Origin of the sequence: Acidovorax facilis (assembly GCF_050626955.1) — a bacterium.
Lineage (GTDB): Bacteria > Pseudomonadota > Gammaproteobacteria > Burkholderiales > Burkholderiaceae_C > Acidovorax > Acidovorax facilis.
The window spans coordinates 967,982-984,131 of record NZ_CP192460.1; the positions used below are offsets into that span (position 1 = coordinate 967,982).

A 16,150-nucleotide genomic window follows, 5' to 3' on the forward strand; every position below is an offset into this window, starting at 1 on the left:
CGCGCTGGCGCACCCCTCCGATCAATGGCTGCAAGGCCGTCTGCGGCCGCTTGCATGGCTGGTGGCCTGTGCATGTGTGGCGATTGGCAGCGCGCATGCGCAAGATGCGGCCCAGTTGGTGGCTGCAGCGCCGCAGCTCAAAGAAGTGGTCATCAGCGGCTCGCGCAGCGAGCAGGATCGCGACGAGCTGCCCATGAGCATCGACGTGATCAATGCGCAGGCCATCGAGGAAGGCCAGGTGCGCGACATCCGCGACGTGGCGCGCGAGTTGCCCAACGTGTCGGTCACACGGTCGCCCGCACGCTTCACGCTGGCCAGTGGCTCTACGGGGCGCGAGCAGAACGCGGGCTTCAACATCCGGGGGCTGGACGGTAACCGCGTGTTGATGATGGTGGATGGCATTCGCCTGCCGCGCAGTTATGTCTTCAGCGCCAATGCCTTCGGGCGCGACTACCTGGACATCGGGCTGCTGCAGCGCATCGAGGTGGTGCGCGGCGCCACGTCGGCGCTGTATGGCTCCGATGGCATGGCGGGCCTGGTCAACTTCATCACGGCAGACCCTGCGGCATTCCTTGACGGCGACAAGCGCATCGGCGGCCGCGTGAGCCTGGGCTACGACGGCGACGAGCACGGCAAGCGCGTGGGCGCCACGGTGGCGGGCAAGGCGGGCGACACGGTGCAGTGGCTGCTGGGCGGCAACGTCACGCGCGCCAGCGAGCTGGACAACATGGGCACCAACGATGCGGCCAATGCCGACCGCACCAAGCCCAATCCGCAAAAGGACAGAAGCGGCGCTTTGCTGGGCAAGGTGGTGCTGACGCCGGGCGGTGGCCAGCGCCATGTGTTCACGCTGGAGCAGGTGGACAAAACGTCCGACTACGAGCTGCTCACCGCACGCTCCAAGCCGCCGCTGGCCGCCACGTCTGTGCTGGGCTCTACCTCGTTCACCGACATGCAGCGCAGCCGTGCGACGTGGGAAGGCAACTGGCTCGTGAACACCGCGTTTGCCGATGATGTGAAGGCCACGCTGAGCTGGCAGGACGCCCATTCGCGCGAGTACATCACCGAAGACCGCAACACCGCCGCCGACCGCGTGCGCGACGTGACCTACGACGAGCGCACCTGGCAGGCCAACCTGCAGGGCAGCAAGGTGCTGCGCAATGGCGGGCCATGGGTGCAGAAGATCACCTACGGGCTGGACTACACGGCGGCCAAAGTCGAGAACCTGCAGACCGGAGTGACGCCGCCCACGGGCGAGACCTTCCCGCTCAAGCGCTTCCCCGACACCACCGAGACCAGCACGGCCCTGTATGTGCAGGACGAGTTCGTGACCGGCCCCTGGAGCATCACGCCCGGCGTGCGCTTTGACACCTTCCGCATCAAGGCCGACCAGGCGGGCTTTGGCGCACAGGCGGTGTCGCTGTCGGGCAATGCCACCTCGCCCAAGTTCGGCGTGCTGTACCGTGCCAGCGAGCAGTGGAGCGTGTTTGGCAACTACGCGGCGGGCTTCCGTGCGCCCAATGCGGGGCAGGTCAACGCCTTCTTTGAGAATCCGGTGGGCAACTACCGCACAGTGCCCAACGCCAACCTCAAGCCCGAGAAGAGCCAGAACTTCGAGCTGGGCGTGCGCGGGCGCATGGAGCGTTTGTCCATCGAAGCCGCCGCGTTCACGGGCCGCTACAAGGACTTCATCGAAGACCTGCGCCAGGTCAGCGGCACGGGCGCACCGGGCAACCCGCTGGTGTTCCAGTCGGTCAACATCGGCCGCGTCAAGCTGAGCGGCTTCGAGGTCAAGGGCGACATGCGCTGGGGCCAGTGGGCGGGCGGGCAGTGGAGTTCTCCGTTTTCCTACGGCCAGACGCGCGGCCGCGACACCGCCACCGGCAAACCGGTGAACACCGTGGACCCATCGCGCCTGACGGCGGGCCTGCGCTACGACAGCGGCGGCTGGATGGCGCGGCTGGACATGACCCATGCCGCCGCCAAGAAGGCCAGCGACGTGAGCGTGGCCACGGGCAGCACGCAGTTCCTCACGCCGTCGTACACGGTGCTGGACCTGGCGGCCCAGTGGCGCATCCGCAAGGACCTGCGCCTGAACGCGGGCATCTACAACCTCACCGACAAAAAGCACTGGCGCTGGGCCGACGTGCGCGGCCTGGCCGCGAACGCCAGCTTCATCGACGCCTACAGCCAGCCTGGTCGCTCCGTGCGTGTCTCGCTGGTGGCGGATTTCTGAGCGCCCGTTCCCTGCTTTTCTATCCCCAGGCATCCACCCAAGGAGATCACCATGAGCCACGCTCCACACCAGCCCAACGCGGGCAGCCACGCCGACGAGGAATACAGCCTGCCCTGCGCCGAGGCGCTGCTGGCGGGCACCCTGGCCCTGATGACGGGCTATGTGCAAGCCTGCTGCGACAGCCACCGCGACGCCATGGGCAGCAAGATCGCGGCCAACCTGCAGATGCTGGCCGACGCCCAGGGCTTCACGCCACACTTCCGCACCGTGGTCTGGAGCCTGCAAGGCCGCTGGGACCAGCAATGCAAGGCGCGCCAGGACGTGGCCGCCAGCGCCGCGATGGTGGCTGCCGAACAACGCCGCGTGCTGTGGCACATCGCGCCGGAGGCCGTGCAATGAATGCCGCTGTGACGAACCCCCCAAGCGCTCCGGCCCATCCGCCGCAGGCCGCCCCCCACATCCGTGAGCGGTTCGCCGCAGCCCGCGCAGCGGGCAAGCGTGCCAAGGACGCCGCCGAGAGCCTCGGGCTGTCGGAAGGCGCCGCCGTGGCCGCCCATGCGGGCGAGCACGGCCACCCGCTCAAGGCCCAGCCGCTGCAGGGCTCGTGGCTGGAACTGCTGCAGGCGCTCGAAGCCTGCGGCCCGATGATGGCGCTCACGCGCAACGAAGGCACGGTGCACGAGAAGACCGGTGTGTACCGGCACGTGTCGGCCACCGGGCCGGTGGGCATCGCGCTGGGCGAAGACATCGACCTGCGCCTGTTCTTTGCGCAGTGGCATGCGGGCTTTGCGGTGACCGAGCTGGCGCATGACGCCGCCCAGGACCCCACCAAGCCGCCATCGCGCAGCCTGCAGTTCTACAACGCGCATGGCCGTGCGGTGCACAAGATCTTCACGCGCGAAGCCACCGACCTGGCTGCATTCGACGCAGTGGTGAGCCGCTTCGTGCAACCCAGCGCGGGTTACGTGTTTGGTCCAGAGCCCGCGCCAGCGGCCGTGCTGCCTGACGCCGACATCGACGCCCAGGGCCTGCGCGAGGCCTGGGCTGCCATGCAGGACACCCACGAATTCTTCGGGCTGACCAAGAAATTCGGCGTGGAGCGACAGCAGAGCTTTCGCCTGGTCGAAGGCCAGTTTGCCTGGCGCGCTGCACCGCAGGCAGTGGCGCGCCTGCTGGACGAGGCGGCGGTGGACGGCCTGCCCATCATGGTGTTTGTGGGCAGCGGCGGCTGCATCCAGATCCACACCGGGCCGGTGCGCAATATCCAGCCGCTCGACACGCCGCGTGCGCAGTGGATCAATGTGCTGGACGAAGGCTTCAACCTGCACCTGCGCACCGACATGATTGCAAGCGTGTGGGTGGTGGAGAAGCCCACGGCCGATGGTGTTGTCACCTCGGTCGAGGCGTTTGACCACGCGGGCGAGCTGATGGTCATGTTCTTCGGTGCACGCAAACCCGGCAAGCCCGAATTGCAGGGCTGGCGCGACCTGGTGGCACGCTTGCCTGGCGTGCAGGAGCTGGCCCATGCTGCGTGATCCGATGGCCGTGCAAAGCTGGGGGCAAGGCGGCACGCGTCGGCGGCTGCTGCGCGGTGTGGCGGCTTTGCCTTGGTTGTCTGCGATGGGATCTGGGGCCGCCTGGGCAGCCCGCCCTGCGCGCATCGTCTCGCTGGGCGGCGCGCTGACCGAGGTGGTCTACCTGCTGGGCGCCCAGGGCCAGCTGGTGGGTACTGACACCACCAGCCTGTTCCCCGAGGCCGCGCTCAAGACCGCCAAGGTCGGCTACATGCGCCAGCTCTCGGCCGAGGGTCTGCTTTCCCTCAAGCCCGACGCTGTGGTGGGCACCACCGAGGCCGGGCCGCCCGTGGTGCTGGACCAGGTGCGCAGCGCCGGTGTGCGCGTGGAGCTGGTGCAGGCCGACCACACCTGGGACGAAGTGCGCCGCAAGGTTGCCACCGTGGGCCGCGTGGCGGGCCGCGAGCGCGAGGCCCAGGCCCTGCAGTCGGACCTGGATGCGCAGTGGGCGGCGGTGCAAAAGCAGGTGGCGGCCGCCACGCGGCGCCCGCGCGCCATCTTCATCCTGTCGCACGGCGGCAGCCCCATGGTGGCAGGCACCGGCACGGCGGCCGATGCGCTGATTCGCTTTGCGGGTGCCACCAATGCCATCACGCAGTTCGCAGGCTACCGGCCCCTCACAGCCGAGGCCATGGCCAGCGCGGCGCCCGAGGTGCTGCTCAACAGCACGCAGGGCATCGAGGCACTAGGCGGCGAGGCCGCTTTCTGGCAGCGGCCTGAGCTGGCGCTCACGCCCGCCTTTCGCCGCAAGGCCCTGGTGGCCATGGAAGCCAGCCACCTGCTGGGCTTTGGCCCGCGCCTGCCCGCTGCCGTGCGCGAGCTGCACACCCGCACCCAGGCGATCACCGCGTGAGCAGCGTGGCCGTGGCGCAGCCGGGTGCGCGCTGGAGTCCCGGGCGCCTGTCTCCCCGCACGGCGATAGGTGTAGGGGCAGTGCTGGTCGTGCTGGCCTTGGTCTGGGCCAGCACGCGGGGCGCCTACGCCATTGCACCCGCCCAGCTGTGGCAGGTGCTGCTGCAGGCTGTGGGCGCAGCGCCTTCTGCTGAACAGGCACCCGAATACCTGGTGTTCATCAACATCCGGCTGCCCCGCCTGCTGATGGGCGTGGCCGCAGGCGCGGGCCTGGGGCTGGCCGGTGCGCTGATGCAGGGGCTGTTTCGCAACCCGCTGGCCGACCCCGGGCTGGTGGGCGTGAGCAGCGGGGCCGCGCTGGCGGCGGCCATCACCATCGTGCTGGGCAGCCACTGGCTGCCCGACCTGCCGCGCACCCTGGGCAGCTGGACACTGGTGGGCATGGCCTTTGGTGGCGGCCTGCTGGTCACGGCGCTGATCTATGCACTGGCGCAGGCCGATGGCGGCACGCGCATGGGGCTCATGCTGCTGGCCGGTGTGGCGGTCAATGCGCTGGCGCTGGCGGGGCTGGGCTACCTCAATTTCATCTCTACCGACGAGCAGCTGCGCAACCTCCAGATGTGGCTGCTGGGCAGCCTGGGCGGCGCGCGCTGGAGCGCCGTGGCGCTGGTGGGCGCCATCGTGGCCGTCGCCTGCGGCCTGGGCCTGGCGCTGGCGCGCCCGCTCAACGCGATTGCGCTGGGCGAGGCGCAGGCTGCGCTGCTGGGCGTGCCGGTGGAGCGCACCAAGCGCCTGGCGGTCCTGGTCACCGCGCTGGCCGTGGGCGCGGTGACGGCGGCCACCGGCATCATTGGCTTCATCGGCCTGGTGGCACCGCACTGGGTGCGCCTGGTGGCGGGGCCGGACCACCGCGTGGTGCTGCCGGGCTCGGCCCTGCTGGGCGCTGCACTGGTGCTCGCAGCCGACGGCGTGGCGCGCACCATCGTGCAGCCCGCAGAGCTGCCGCTGGGCGTGCTCACGGCCTTCATCGGCGTGCCGCTGTTTCTGGCCATGCTGCGCCAGTTCCGGAGCAAGGTATGAATGCCGCCGTCGCATCCCCGGTCACCACCACCGCCGATCTGCTGGTGTGCGACCAGCTGGGTGTGGGCGTGTCCGGCAGGCCCTTGCTGGCCACCGTGCATACGCAGTTCGTGCCCGAGCGCGTCACGGCCATCCTGGGCCCCAACGGCGCGGGCAAGTCCACCCTGCTGGCCATGCTTTCGGGCCAGCGCGCGCCGCGCTCGGGCCATGTGTGGATGGGCGGGCAGCCGGTGTCCGGCAAAGGCACCCAGGCCCTGGCCCGGCAGCGCGCCGTGCTGCCGCAGGACACGGCCGTGGCCTTCGACTTCACGGTGCAGGAAGTGGTGGAGATGGGGCGCTTTCCCCACCGCCAGCAGCCCAGCCGCCACGAGGCGCGCATCGTGACCGAGGCGATGCAGGCCACCGGCGTAGCCCACCTGACCGGGCGCAGCATCAACACCTTGTCGGGCGGCGAGCGCGCCCGCAGCCACCTGGCCCGCGCGCTGGCCCAGATCTGGGAGCCTCTGCCCGAAGGTGCAACACGCTGGCTGCTGCTGGACGAGCCCACCGCCGCGCTCGACCTGGCGCACCAGCACCACACGCTGGCCCTGGTGCGCCGCTGGGCGGTGGAGCAGGGCGTGGGCGTGGTCGTGGTGCTGCACGACCTGAATCTGGCCCTGCGCTACGCCCACGACAGCCTGCTGCTCGCCCCGGGCCTGGCAGGCCCGCGCAGCGTGCACGCCACGGCCCACCTGCTCACCCCCGCCACCATCGCGCAGGTGTGGGGCGTGAACAGCACGCCAGTGCTGGCGGCCGACGGGGTGCCGCAGTATCTGGTGGCGGCGTAGTGAATGGCATTTCTGTAGTCAAAATGGCCTCTGCCGCGCTATGGGTCTCAAAGTTTGCTATAAAAAGTGAAGCATCTGCATGGTGTGCCTGTGCAACCCACGGGGCTAGGCCCCTCAACCCGTCAGGCTATCTGGCGGGGCGAGTGGTGCGGCCTGCTTAGAATCCCGCTGCCCATGCGCCGCTTGCTGCTCGTCTTTCTGTTGGTGTTCATGCCGCTCCAGTCCATCTGGGCGGCGGCCTCGCCCTATTGCGGGCACGAGTCAGCGCCGCAGGCTTCGCACTTTGGTCACCATGTGCACGAGCACCATGGCGACGAAGGTGCCGACCACTCGGTCCCGGGGGGCTCCCCCAGTACCCTGGCCGACATGGACTGCCATGCCTGCCATGGAACAGGCGGCGGCCTGGCGCACAGTGCCAGCGCCCAGGCCATCGTGGTGTCCGTCGCGCACCCGCCGGGCCAGGCCGCACCCGCCTGGCCACCCGCACCCCTTACGCGGCCCGAACGCCCCAACTGGTCCTTCTTCGCCTGAGCGGCGAGGCGGGGGCTTGGGTGGCTCCGTTTCTTTTCCTGATGCTGTTGGAGACCTGCCTTCCCAGGCAGTAGCGGTGCTCGTCTTGCTGTTGGCACGCGTGCCCCTCTGACGTCCCCTCCGTGCATCGGGCCTCGCCGATTTCAACCTGTGGCCCCGGCCACTGCAGAGGAATCGGATGCAACCAACGAAACAACGACAACACACGCCCATCGCCGCGCTGGTGGTGATGGCGCTGGGCTGGGCACTGCTGGGCAGTGCCGCACAGGCCCAGACCTCCAACCCCGGCACAGCGCCGCTCACGCTCCAGGCCCTGTTCGAGCAGGCCTGGCAGCGCCAGCCCGAAGCGCAGTCTGCTGCCTTGCGGCGCGAGGCCGCGCAGGCCACACGCAGCGCGGCGGCAGCCTGGACGGCCGAGCCCATAGCACTGGAGCTGTCCACCAAAACCGACCGCCCCGGCAGCAACCAGGGCAGCCGCGAAGCCGAAGTGGGCCTGGCCCTGCCGCTGTGGCTGCCCGGCGAGCGCGCCCGCAAGGCCGCGCTGGCCGATGCGGAAGTGCAGGCGCTGGACAGCCGCCAGCGCGCCGCGCAGCTGCAACTGGCCGCCACCGTGCGCGAAGCGTGGTGGGCCGCGCAGCGCGCGCAGGCCGATCAGGCACTGGCGCAAGACCAGCTGCTGAACGCGCAGCGCCTGGCTGCCGACGTGGCGCGCCGCGTGCGTGCGGGCGACCTGTCGCGCGCGGACCAGGCGCAGGCCGACGGCGCCGTGGCCCAGGCCGAAGCCGCCATGGCCGAGGCCCAGGGCGCGCGGGACGCAGCGCAGGCCGCACTGGCCGCCTGGGGCGTGCAGGCCGCGCCCACCCTGGCGCTGGCCGACGGGGCGGAGCCCGAGCCCGCCGTGCCCGATGCCGCGGCAGCCGCTGCCCAGCACCCTGCGGCGACCGACTGGCAGGACCAGGCCGAGGTGGCGCGCCGCGCCGCCGACCTGGCCGCCGTGCAAACCCGTGCCAACCCCGAGCTGACGGTGGCCGCCACGCGCGGCCGCGAGCAGGCGGGCGACCGCTACCAGCAGACCTTCACCGTGGGTCTGCGCATACCCCTAGGCGGGGGCGACCGTGCGCAGGCAAAACAGGCTACAGCACGCGCCGATGTCATCGATGCCGAGGCGCGTGCTGCCGTGGAGCAGAGGCGCCTGGCCGCCGACATCGCCGCCGCCGTGGCCCGCGTGAAGGCCACGCAGGCCCAGCGCGATGCGCTGGCACGGCACGCGGCGCTGGCGCAGGGCACACGCGGCTTTATCGACAAGGCCTTCCGCCTGGGCGAGGCCGATGGCCCCACGCGCCTGCGTGTGGAGCTGGAGGCCGCTCAGGCCGAACGCCAGTTGGCCCGCGCCCGCATCGACGCAGCGGCCGCCATCTCCCACCTGCGCCAAGCCCTGGGCCTGCTGCCGCAATGACGCCCTTGAGGCCCTCACCACTTTTGCTGAACACCATGAAACTCTCTTCCACTTTCTCCACACTGGGCCTGGCCCTGCTGCTGGGCTTGCTACCGCCGACCGCGCTGGCCGGTGCTGGCCACGACCATGGCGAAACCCCCGCCGCAGCAACGGGCACGGCCCTGCCGCGCTTTGCCGCCACCTCCGACCTGTTTGAACTGGTGGGCGTGCTCGACGGGCAAAAAATCGCGCTCTACCTGGACCACGCGGGCGACAACAGCCCCGTGAAGGACGCCCGGCTGGAGCTGGACATCGCGGGCACCAGCGTGCCCGTCACCCGCGTGGCCGAGGGCGAGTTCCAGGCCACTCTGGCCGCCCCGCTGGCCGAGGGCGTGAGCCCTGTCACCGCCACCGTGGCCGCAGGCACTGACACCGACCTGCTCGCAGGCGAGATCGACCTACACCCCGCCGCCCACACCGATGCTGCACCGGTAGGGCTGGCCCGCCGCACTGTGCTGATTGCAGGCGCCGTGGCCGCCGTGCTGTTGGCGCTGTTAGCCGTTTGGGGACTGCGCCGGGGCCGTGCTGCCCGCATGGGCAACTCCCAGCGCGTGGGAGGTGCAGCATGAAGCGCTTCCACCCCATGCCTTCCTTGCTGGCCCTGCTGATGGCCGCCGCGCTCAGTGCCCCCCTGCCAGCCCTGGCAGGCCCCGGCCACGACCATGGCGACGCGCCACCTGCGCCCACCGGCAACGGCCCCAGCCGCCAGCCCGATGGCAGCGTGTTTCTGCCCAAACCCGCGCAGCGCCAACTGGGCGTGCGCACTCTGGTGGCAGCCACCGGGCAGCACGCCAAGGCTTTTGAACTGGCGGGCACCGTGGTGATGGACCCCAACGCGGGCGGCAAGGTGCAGGCCGTGCTGGCAGGCCGACTGGAGGCCGGGCCCAAGGGCCTGCCTGGCGTGGGCCAGGCGGTGCGCAAGGGCGAGGTGCTGGCCTATGTGGTGCCCACGGCGGGCGCCATCGAGCGCTCCAACCAACTGGCCCAGCAGGCCGAGCTGCGTGCTGCCCGCGACCTCGCTGCACGGCGCGTGGCGCGCTTGGCAGAGCTGGCAGACACCGTGCCGCGCAAGGACATCGAGGCCGCCGAGAGCGAGCTGCACAGCCTCACCCAGCGCCTGGGCGTCGTGGGCGCGGGCCTGGCCACACGCGATGCGCTGGTGGCCCCCGTTTCGGGCGTGATCGCCTCGGCCAATGCCGTGGCGGGGCAGGTGGTGGATGCGCGCGAACTGGTGTTTGAGGTGGTAGACCCATCGCGCCTGCGCATCGAGGCCCTGGCTTACGACCCGGCGCAGGCCCAGAGCGTGGCCGGTGCCACGCTGGCCGTGGCCGGGCAGCGTGTGCCACTGCGCTTTCTGGGCGCGGCGCGCAGCCTGCGTGATCAGGCGCAGCCGCTGCAGTTTGCGGGCGACTCGTCTGCGCTTGGCACCTTGGCCCTGGGCCAGCCGGTGCGCGTGTTCGTGCAGTCCACCGACAAGGTCGATGGCGTGCAGGTGCCCGCTGCCGCGCTGCTGCGCAACCCGGCCAACCAGACCATCGTGTGGGTCAAGGAGTCGCCCGAGCGCTTTGTGCCCCGGGTGGTCACTGCGGTGCCGCTCGATGGCACCTCGGTGGCCGTGACCTCGGGCCTCCAGCCCGGCGACCGCGTGGCCACGCAGGGCGCCACGCTCATCAACCAGGTCCGCTAAGGAGTCGCTATGTTCAAGTGGCTTCTCGAAAACAGCCTGGTCAACCGGCTGCTGGTGCTCATCGCCGCCGCCGTGCTCATGGCCTATGGCGCCTTCACGCTCTCACGCACGCCGGTGGACGTGTTCCCCGACCTCAACAAACCCACCGTCACCCTCATGACCGAGGCGGGCGGCATGGCCGCTGAAGAGGTGGAGCAGCTCATCACCTTCCCGCTGGAGACCACCATGAACGGCCTGCCCGGTGTGGAGAGCGTGCGCTCCACCTCCAGCGCGGGCCTGTCGTTCATCTACGTCACCTTCGACTGGAGCACCGACATCTACCGCGCGCGCCAGATGGTGTCCGAACGCCTGTCGTCCATGGAAGAAGGCCTGCCCAGCGGCATCGCGCCGCGCATGGGGCCCATCAGCTCCATCATGGGCGAGATCATGCAGGTGGCCATCCCCATCGACGCGGGCAAGACCACGCCCATGGCCGTGCGCGAGTACGCCGACTGGGTGCTGCGCCCGCGCCTCATGGCCATCCCCGGTGTGGCGCAGGTGATCCCCATCGGTGGCGAGGTGCGCCAGTTCCAGGTGCTGCCCGACACGGCGCGCATGGCGGCGCTGGGCATCACGCACGACCAGCTCACGGGCGCGCTCAAGGGCTTTGCGGCCAACACCTCGGGCGGGTTTCTGGAGCTGGGCGGGCGCGAATACCTCATCCGCCACCTGGGCCGCACGTCGCGGCTCGAAGACCTGCAGAACCTGGCACTCACCGCCAAAAACGGCCAGAGCGTGCTGCTGCGCCAGGTGGCAGACGCGACTTTTGCCGCAGCCACCAAACGTGGTGACGCAGGCTTCGAAGGGCAGGGCGCCGTCATCCTGGGCATCCAGAAGCAGCCCACGGCCGACACCATCGGGCTCACGCGCAGCATCGAGGCCGCGCTGGTGGACCTGAAGAACTCGCTGCCCGCAGGCATGGAGGCGCCGCGCGTCACCTTCCGCCAGGCAAGCTTCATCGAGGCCTCGGTCACCACCTTGCAGGGCAAGCTCATGGGCGCCTCGGTGTTTGTGGCGGTAATCCTGTTCGTGTTCCTCGGCACGCTCCGGCCCACGGTGATTGCGCTCACGGCCATCCCGGTGTCCATCTTCATCACGGCGCTGGTGTTCAAGTATTTCGGTCTGTCGATCAACACCATGACGCTGGGCGGCCTGGCCATTGCCATCGGCGGCCTGGTGGACGACGCGGTGGTCGATGTGGAAAACGTGTTGCGCCGCCTCAAGATGGACCGCGCCAAGCACCCCCACCACCGCCTGCACCCCATCGAGGTGGTCAAACTCGCGTCGATGGAAGTGCGCTCCGGCATCCTGTACGCCACGGCCATCATCGTGCTGGTGTTTTTGCCGCTGTTTGCGCTGCCGGGCATCGAGGGGCGGCTGTTTGTGCCGCTGGGCATTGCGTTCATCGTGTCCACGCTGGCATCGCTGCTGGTGTCGGTCACCGTCACGCCGGTGCTGGCGTTCTACTTGCTGCCGCGCATGAAGAACCTGGACCACGGCGACACGCGCGTGGTGGCCTGGCTCAAAGCGCGCTACCGCAACGGGCTTGTGGCCGTGCTGGCGCGCCCGCGCACGGCCCTGGCCGTGAGCGCGGCGGCGGTGGCGCTGTCGGCAGCGGCGGTGCCGTTTTTCCCCACGACCTTCCTGCCCCCGTTCAACGAAGGCACGCTGCTCGTCGGCATGCGGCTCAACCCCGGCGTCACGCTGGCCGAATCGAGCGCGCTGGCCCGCCAGGCCGAGGTGCTGGTGCGCCAGGTGCCCGAGGTCACGCACGTGGGCCGGCGCAGTGGCCGGGCCGAGCTGGACGAACATGCCGAAGGCGTGCACGTGAGCGAGCTGGATGTGGGCCTGCTGCCTGCGGCGGAGCTCAAGCGCAGCATGGCCGAGGTGCAGGCCGACATCCGCAGCCGCCTCGCGCACCTGCCTGCCGCCATCGCCATCGGCCAGCCCATCTCGCACCGCATCGACCACATGCTCTCGGGCGTGCGCTCGCAGATCGCCATCAAGCTCTTTGGCGACGACCTGGACACGCTGCGCGGCCAGGCCGAGGCCCTGCGCGCACGGCTGGCGGGCATCCCCGGCCTGGCCGACCTGGAGGTGGAAAAGCAGGTGCTGGCGCCGCAGATCACCGTGCGCGTGGACTACGCCGCCGCTGCGCAAATGGGCGTGCCCGCACCCCAGGTGCTGGCCGCGCTGCAGACGCTGGTGGAGGGCGAGAAAGTGGCCCAGGTGGTGGAGGGCAGCCGCCGCTTTGCGCTGGTGGTGCGCCTGCCCGACAGCGCACGCTCCATCGACGGTCTGGCGCGTGTGCTGATCGACACGCCACGTGGCCCCGTGCCCCTGTCGCGCCTGGCCACCATCGAAGAGGGCGACGGCCCCAACCAGATCAGCCGCGACGATGGCAAGCGCCGCATCGTGCTGTCGGCCAACGCGCAGGGCAGGGCACTGTCCGACGTGGTGGCCGACATCCGCCAGGCCGTGGCTGAAACGCGCCTGCCCGAGGGCTACTTCATCACCCTGGGCGGCCAGTTCCAGGCGCAGGAAGAAGCCAGCCGCCTGGTGGGCCTGCTGGCCATCGTCTCGCTGGTGCTGATGTTTGTGGTGCTCTACACCCGCTACCGCTCGGCCACGCTGTCGGCACTCATCATGGCCAACATCCCGCTGGCGCTGGTGGGCGCGGTGCTGGGGCTGTGGGTGTCGGGCCAGCCGCTGTCGGTGGCGGCGCTGATCGGCTTTATCACGCTGGCGGGCATCTCGGTGCGCAACGGCATTTTGAAGGTGAGCCACTACCTCAACCTGATGCGCGTGGAAGGCGAGCGCTTTGACACCGCCATGATCGTGCGCGGCTCGCTGGAGCGCTTAAGCCCCGTGCTGATGACCGCCCTGGTCACCGCCTTTGCCCTGGCCCCGCTGCTGCTGGAGGCCGAACGCCCCGGCACCGAAATCCTGCACCCGGTGGCCGTGGTCATCTTCAGCGGCCTCATCAGCTCCACGCTGCTCGACACCTTCCTCACCCCGGCCCTGTTCTGGCTGTTTGGCCGCAAAGACGCCGAACGCCTGCTGGACGACAAGAACGCCGAGGCGTTCTGAGCTTTTCTTGTTTTGTATTTGTTCTCTTTATTTGTTCGTTTGCTTTTTCATTTACCCTTTGAAAGGACTCTCATGAAAACCACCCGCCAACTTTTCGCCGCCCTGGCCCTCGCAGCTGTGGCCACCACCGCCGCTTACGCCGCTGGCGACCACGGCGCAGGCCACGACCACAAGCCCCAGCACGGCGGCATCGTGGCCGAAGCCAACGACATGGACTACGAACTGGTCGCCAAACCCGACACCCTCACCCTGCACCTGCGCGACCACGGCAAACCCGCCAAGACCGAGGGCGTGAGCGCCAAGCTCACCCTGCTCAACGGCACCGAAAAATCCGAGGCCGTGCTTGTACCGGCCGGCGAGGGCAGACTCGAAACCAAAGGCATCTTCAAGGTCGCAGCAGGCACCAAGGTGGTGGCGCTGGTGACACTGCCGGGCAAGAAGGCGGCGAATGTGCGGTTTGCGGTGAAGTAAGCCGCTGCCGGAGAGAGAAAGAAAGCGTTGTGCATCACGCGCCGCTGCGCTGGCTTCTGCTGGCGTGGCGGTGTGTTGTCTGTCTCAGTGGCAGTGCGCCTTGAGCACCGGCGAGGTGGGTGTGCGCGTGGTTTCAGTGATGCGGTGTGCTGAAATTTGAAGAAAATCGGGCTGTACCGCCTGTCTATCAAGCGCTTATAGCTATCAAATTGGTAGTGAGGTGGTTGATGCTGGGCGCGAGGTGCTGAGCTTCCGTGGGCGGGAATAGGCAGATTTTTTTGGGCGGAGTGTCTGGCTGTTTTAGGCTGGTTGCTGTCTCTCGACATTCAGCCGTTTAACGGCTGCTGCGATCCACAGCAGACAGTTAAGAACTTACTGGGCGTTTTTTTGAACCCCAAAAACAGACACCGCCCGCGAGGGCACTCGATCGAAGTTACAAGGTGTCACCCATGAACGGACACCACATTGGAATCACCGGTCCGTCGCTAGACGGTTGAGCGTGTTCAGACTGCCCTCAAGGCAGAAGGCTCCGGTGTCCTCACATCAACATCCAGCCAGCGCTGAAGCAGAAGCTGGGCAATGACATTCCAGTCTGTGCATCTTTAGCGCTTGCAATCCGCCACTGGGCATAGCAATGCCACCGTGCGGGAAACGGCGGCCTACCGGATCGTAGAGGGGTTCCTAGACCCGCAGATCATCGTCCAACTGACCGACAATGCCGCCGTCGGGCCCGTGGCGAACGATGCGGGGGAGCGATTGCTCCGCGTGCAGAACGCGCTGCAACAAGCGCGGGGCCCTAATGCATCTCCCCTCAAGCCGTCTCATACCAACATCGCCATCGATACAGCAGCACGGTTTTTTCAACCTTTGGCGGTTGTCAGGTTGCGCTGTTGCCGTCTCCCTGCCCCTGCCCCAGCCCCAGCGCCTTGAGCTTGCGGTACAGCGAGCGCTCGCTGATGCCCAGATGCTGCGCAAGCTCGGCGCGGCTGCCCGTGTGCCGTGCCACGGTATTGCGAAGCACGTCGCGCTCCAGCGCCTTGAGGTCGCTCGTGGCCGTGCTGGGCGCGCGGGCGAGGGCCGGCAGCTGTACGGACGCCGGTGGTGCAGTACTGCGCCGGCCGGTGGCGATGGCCTGGCGCACGTGGTCGGGCTCGATCAGATCGCCGTCGCACAGCAGGGCGGTGCGCTCCAGCAGGTTGCGCAGCTCGCGCACGTTGCCGGGGTAAGCCTGGACCGCGAGCAGGGCCAGCGCGGGTGCGGAGATCGCCAGCCGGCGCGGCGCGGCCACGCGCTCCAGCAGGGCCGGGGCCAGCAGGGCCACGTCCCCCAGCCGCTCGCGCAGCGCAGGCAGCAGGATGGGAAAGGTGCACAGGCGGTAATACAAGTCTTCACGAAAGCTGCCGTCTTGCACCCGCTGCTCCAGGTCGCGGTGGGTGGCTGCCACCACGCGAATGTCGGCGTGCCTGAGCTCGGTGCTGCCCACGCGGCGGTAGGTGCCGGTTTCCAGCAGGCGCAGCAGCTTGACCTGCATGGGAAGCGGGATGTCGCCCACCTCGTCCAGAAACAGGGTGCCGCCGCTGGCCGACTCAACCAACCCCGCCTTGCTGGCGCTGGCGCCGGTGAAGGCGCCCCGCTCGTGGCCGAACAGCTCGGACTCAAACAGCGTGTCGGGCAGGCTGGAGCAGTCCACCGCCACCAGCGGCTTGCCCGCGCGCGGGCTGGCCTCGTGGATGGCACGCGCCACCAGCTCCTTGCCGGTGCCCGACTCGCCCAGCAGCAGCACGCTCGCACGTGAAGGCGCCACGCGCGCCATCAACGCCAGCATGCGCTGAAAGGCCTCTGAGCGGCCGATCAGGCCCTGCGCCCCCGGCTGTCCCTGGGCCACGCGCAGTGGCTCCATCTTTTCCACAAAAAAGGCAGGCCGACCGTCGGGGCCGGGCAGGGGCGAAAGCTCGATGTTCACGTACTCCTCGCCCTGCGGCGTGTGGTGCAGATGCAGCACACGCTCGCGCTGGCCCGAGAGGAGCGACTGCGCCAGCGGACAGGTCTCACCCGCCTGGTCGCAGGGTACGGCGAAGTGGTGCGACACCTCGTAGCAATGGCGACCCACCACGCTGCGCTCGGGGCTGTGCTGGCGCCGGTAGGCGGCGTTGGCGGCCAGGATGCGGTACTGCGTGTCGAACAGGATGTGCGGCTCAGGCAGACCTTCAAGGAAGGCCGCGAGTTCGGGCAGGGGTTTCAAGCGAGCTCCCGTTATATGCGGCGACA

Annotated in this window: 13 protein-coding genes; 12 read left to right on the forward strand and 1 reads right to left on the reverse strand. The window is 69.1% G+C overall.

From position 1 onward, the window contains the following. The first annotated feature begins 4 nt into the window (after nt 1–4). The 12 genes from ACQ4MJ_RS04380 (at nt 5) to ACQ4MJ_RS04435 (ending at nt 13,882) form a co-directional block, all read left to right on the forward strand. Nucleotides 5–2,236 carry a TonB-dependent hemoglobin/transferrin/lactoferrin family receptor gene (locus ACQ4MJ_RS04380; protein ID WP_431153117.1) on the forward strand — a complete coding sequence of 744 codons (2,232 nt, stop codon included), beginning with the start codon at nt 5–7 and terminating at the stop codon, nt 2,234–2,236. Between the two features lie 51 nt (nt 2,237–2,287). Further along, nucleotides 2,288–2,635: a hypothetical protein gene (locus ACQ4MJ_RS04385; RefSeq protein ID WP_431149783.1), complete on the forward strand. Its 348-nt coding sequence runs from the start codon at nt 2,288–2,290 to the stop codon at nt 2,633–2,635. Beyond that, a complete protein-coding gene (locus ACQ4MJ_RS04390; RefSeq protein WP_431149781.1) occupies nt 2,632–3,771 on the forward strand; it encodes a hemin-degrading factor in 1,140 nt (379 codons plus the stop codon). The genes ACQ4MJ_RS04385 and ACQ4MJ_RS04390 overlap by 4 nt, the downstream gene beginning before the upstream one ends. Before the next feature lie 85 nt (nt 3,772–3,856). Beyond that, nucleotides 3,857–4,663, forward strand: coding sequence for a heme/hemin ABC transporter substrate-binding protein (locus ACQ4MJ_RS04395; RefSeq protein ID WP_431153116.1), 807 nt, complete (start codon nt 3,857–3,859; stop codon nt 4,661–4,663). Next, nucleotides 4,660–5,742 (forward strand): FecCD family ABC transporter permease, encoded by a 1,083-nt coding sequence (locus ACQ4MJ_RS04400; RefSeq protein ID WP_431149780.1) that lies wholly within the window; start codon nt 4,660–4,662, stop codon nt 5,740–5,742. Before ACQ4MJ_RS04395 ends, ACQ4MJ_RS04400 begins: the two co-directional genes overlap by 4 nt. Next, on the forward strand, nt 5,739–6,569 hold the full coding sequence (locus ACQ4MJ_RS04405) for a heme ABC transporter ATP-binding protein (protein ID WP_431149778.1): 831 nt from the start codon (nt 5,739–5,741) through the stop codon (nt 6,567–6,569). Before ACQ4MJ_RS04400 ends, ACQ4MJ_RS04405 begins: the two co-directional genes overlap by 4 nt. Before the next feature lie 174 nt (nt 6,570–6,743). Continuing rightward, nucleotides 6,744–7,100, forward strand: coding sequence for a hypothetical protein (locus tag ACQ4MJ_RS04410; protein WP_431149776.1), 357 nt, complete (start codon nt 6,744–6,746; stop codon nt 7,098–7,100). 178 nt (nt 7,101–7,278) lie between these two features. Next, nucleotides 7,279–8,556: a TolC family protein gene (locus ACQ4MJ_RS04415; protein WP_431149775.1), complete on the forward strand. Its 1,278-nt coding sequence runs from the start codon at nt 7,279–7,281 to the stop codon at nt 8,554–8,556. Between the two features lie 35 nt (nt 8,557–8,591). Continuing rightward, the gene (locus ACQ4MJ_RS04420; RefSeq protein WP_431149774.1) at nt 8,592–9,164 is read left to right on the forward strand and encodes a hypothetical protein; all 573 of its coding nucleotides are present in this window, start codon (nt 8,592–8,594) and stop codon (nt 9,162–9,164) included. Next, the gene (locus ACQ4MJ_RS04425) at nt 9,161–10,282 is read left to right on the forward strand and encodes an efflux RND transporter periplasmic adaptor subunit (RefSeq protein WP_431149773.1); all 1,122 of its coding nucleotides are present in this window, start codon (nt 9,161–9,163) and stop codon (nt 10,280–10,282) included. Before ACQ4MJ_RS04420 ends, ACQ4MJ_RS04425 begins: the two co-directional genes overlap by 4 nt. Before the next feature lie 9 nt (nt 10,283–10,291). Next, entirely contained in the window at nt 10,292–13,411 is a 3,120-nt protein-coding gene (locus ACQ4MJ_RS04430) for an efflux RND transporter permease subunit (protein ID WP_431149772.1), read from the forward strand. Nucleotides 13,412–13,483: 72 nt separating this feature from the next. Then, nucleotides 13,484–13,882, forward strand: a complete 399-nt coding sequence (locus tag ACQ4MJ_RS04435; RefSeq protein ID WP_431149771.1) for a hypothetical protein — start codon at nt 13,484–13,486, stop codon at nt 13,880–13,882. A gap of 877 nt (nt 13,883–14,759) precedes the next feature. Here ACQ4MJ_RS04435 and ACQ4MJ_RS04440 read toward each other — a convergent pair. Beyond that, nucleotides 14,760–16,124: a sigma-54 interaction domain-containing protein gene (locus ACQ4MJ_RS04440; protein ID WP_431149770.1), complete on the reverse strand. Its 1,365-nt coding sequence runs from the start codon at nt 16,122–16,124 to the stop codon at nt 14,760–14,762. Nucleotides 16,125–16,150 lie beyond the last annotated feature (26 nt).